This window comes from Ursidibacter sp. B-7004-1, assembly GCF_053654055.1.
Genome location: NZ_JBSIUP010000066.1, coordinates 1 through 3,062 on the forward strand (window position 1 = coordinate 1; position 3,062 = coordinate 3,062).

Here is a 3,062-nt window from a genome sequence, read left to right on the forward strand (position 1 = left end):
CACTGCGTGTGTCCATTTATTAAATATAATAAATTAGGGTTTATCATCAGTTTGTGGTGGGCTGAAGCCCACCCTACCATACTAAAGTGGGTGAATTATCTTTCATCGTGGCAGAGATTAATCCTGACGGTATTTTTGTAAGAATTTGCCTAAACGTGTAATGGCTTCTTCTAACTGATGAACATAAGGCAAGGTTACAACGCGGAAGTGGTCTGGTTTATGCCAGTTAAATCCTGAACCTTGTACAAGTAATACTCGTTCTTGCTGTAAGAGATCAAAGACAAATTTTTGGTCGTCTTTAATCCCATACATCTCTGTATCAATTTTCGGGAACATATACATCGCCCCTTTTGGTTTAACACAACTAATTCCCGGGATTTGTGTTAATAGTTCGTGAGCTTTATTACGCTGCTCTAATAAACGACCACCTGGTAAAATAAATTCGTTGATGCTTTGATAACCGCCCAATGCTGTTTGAATAGCGTGTTGCATCGGCGTATTTGCACATAAACGCATTGATGAAAGCATATCTAAGCCTTCAATAAATCCTTTAGCTTGCTGTTTCGGACCGTTTAATACCATCCAGCCTTGACGGAAACCTGCAACACGATAGGCTTTTGATAAGCCGTTATAGGTTACAGTTAAAAGATCTGGAGCAAGTGCTGCAATGTGATGATGTACCGCACCATCGTAGAGAATTTTTTCGTAAATTTCATCAGCAAAAATAATTAAATTATGCTGACGAGCTAATTCTGCAATCTCTAATAAAATTTGACGACTATATACTGCACCTGTTGGGTTATTTGGGTTAATAACTAAAATTGCTTTGGTGTTTGGAGTAATTTTGGCTTTAATATCTTCAATATCAGGGAACCACTCTTTTTCTTCATCACACAGATAATGCACTGCTTTTCCACCTGCAAGTGTTGCTGCAGCAGTCCAAAGCGGATAATCTGGCATTGGAATTAAAATTTCATCGCCATCATTCAATAATGCTTGCATTGACATTGTAATCAATTCTGATACACCATTACCGATGTAAACATCATTAACGTCAATATCCAATAAACCTTTTAATTGGTAATATTGCACAATCGCTTTACGAGCAGAGTAAAGCCCTTTGGAATCGCAATAGCCTTGTGCGGTTGGCAAATTACGAATAACATCAACTAAAATTTCTGCTGGGGCATCAAAACCAAAAGGGGCTGGATTACCAATGTTTAATTTTAAAATTTTATGACCTTCTTCTTCCAAGCGAAGAGCTTCTTTATGTACAGGCCCACGAATATCATAGCGAACGTGGGTCAATTTATCGGTTTTTGGAAAACGTTCCATTGAGATTACCCTAAGATTAAAATAAATGTATGAAAAATGCTTAACTCTACTCCGATTTGTTAGGAAAAAAAAGGGGAAATACGCTAAAATGTCTTTCTTTTTTCAAACAAGCGGTGAGATTTCACTAAAAATTTGCCAATGTCTATTTTTAACGAATTAAAACAAAGGTTTATTACCCTACTTTCAGAGCCTAATGTTCATCAGTTTAATTGTTTATCCGACCATTTGGATTGGATAAAAATTGAAATTGTTGTTGAGCAGTTAGAACCTGTGCAAGATAGCCTTTGGTTGCATTGGTTAAAACAGCAACCTACTTTTCCGCATTTTTTCTGGCAAAACCGTTCTAATAATCTCTTATTAGCTGCTATTGGTGCGGTAAAAACCTTTTCACAGTTAGAATATGCAGAACAGTTTTCTCAGCAGTTTGGCATAAAATTAGTCGGTGGGCTAAAATTTGAAGGGCAATGTCAATTTATTCTCCCTCGTCTTTGCCTTGAAAAAAATTTGCAGAAACTGACCGCTTGCTTATACCTAAACAAGCAAAATCTTGCTGAAGAAATCCAGACTTGTTTAGCCTTACTGACTAATGTAGATAAAGTGGCTGATGAAACAGTTGCAAAACCACAAATTATTACCACCAACGCAGTCAATGATTTTGAAGTTTGGCAAAATAATATTCAACAAGCGATTGATAACATTAAACAACACCAATTTCGTAAAGTAGTGCTTGCAAATGCTACGACTTTTGTCTTCAATCAGCCGTTGTCTGCTTATGATTTACTCGCTATTAGCCAACGTAAGAATTTGGGGTGTTACCATTTTTTATGGGCAGAACAAGCATCGCAAGCCTTTATTGGCTCAAGCCCTGAACGGTTATATAAAAGAGAAGACCGCCAGCTTAGAACGGAGGCTCTCGCAGGAACAGCCACCGTTACGAGTGATTTAGAACAAACAGAAAGAAATCGTCTTTGGCTATTAAGCGATCAAAAAAATACTTATGAAAATCAATTAGTGGTTGATGATATTTGCGATCATCTTAAAGATTGTGTAAGCCAAATCAATGTAAACAGTGCTGAAATAAAGCGGTTACATAATGTGCAACATTTACGCCGAAAAATTCAAGCAACACTAAAAGAACCAGTTTCAGATGTGGATTGTTTAATGCGTATTCAACCGACTGCCGCTGTTGCAGGCTTACCACGTTTACCTGCCAAGCAGTTTATTGCTAAACAAGAAGGCTTTGAGCGTGGTTGGTATGCGGGGACATTGGGTTATTTCCAGCCTCAATCTGCGGAGTTTTGCGTTAATCTCCGTTCTGCAAAAATTCAACAAAATCAAATTACGCTCTATGCAGGGGCTGGCATTGTCGAGGGTTCTGATCCTGAAACAGAATGGCAGGAGATAGAACGCAAAGCCTTAGCAATGGCTGGGTTATTTGTACGCTGATTAGCGTTATTACTCAATAAGTTATACATTGGTGGACTAAAGTCCACCCAGACTGATGACAAACCTCAATTTGTTGTATCCAATTAACGGACGCCAGCGTGGCGTCCCTACATAACAAAATAAAATCTGTTATTTTTCAATTGGTTATACTTCTTCTTTGTAGGGACGCCACGCTTGGCGTCCGAATGAAAACACTTTGTCAATAATCTGGGTGGACTAAAGTCCACCCTACATCTGTTTAACCTTTGATAGTTTCCGAAAAATACCTAAATAAGTTTTTT

The 3,062-nt window shown here is 38.0% G+C and carries 2 protein-coding genes; one reads left to right on the forward strand and one right to left on the reverse strand.

Going from position 1 to position 3,062, the window contains the following annotated elements:
• Positions 1-117: 117 nt before the first annotated feature.
• Positions 118-1,335, reverse strand: coding sequence for a pyridoxal phosphate-dependent aminotransferase (locus ACWIW0_RS11180; protein WP_454453377.1), 1,218 nt, complete (start codon positions 1,333-1,335; stop codon positions 118-120).
• A gap of 138 nt (positions 1,336-1,473) precedes the next feature.
• Here ACWIW0_RS11180 and ACWIW0_RS11185 point away from each other — a divergent pair, with 138 nt between their 5' ends.
• The gene (locus ACWIW0_RS11185; protein WP_454453378.1) at positions 1,474-2,781 is read left to right on the forward strand and encodes an isochorismate synthase; all 1,308 of its coding nucleotides are present in this window, start codon (positions 1,474-1,476) and stop codon (positions 2,779-2,781) included.
• Positions 2,782-3,062: the final 281 nt, after the last annotated feature.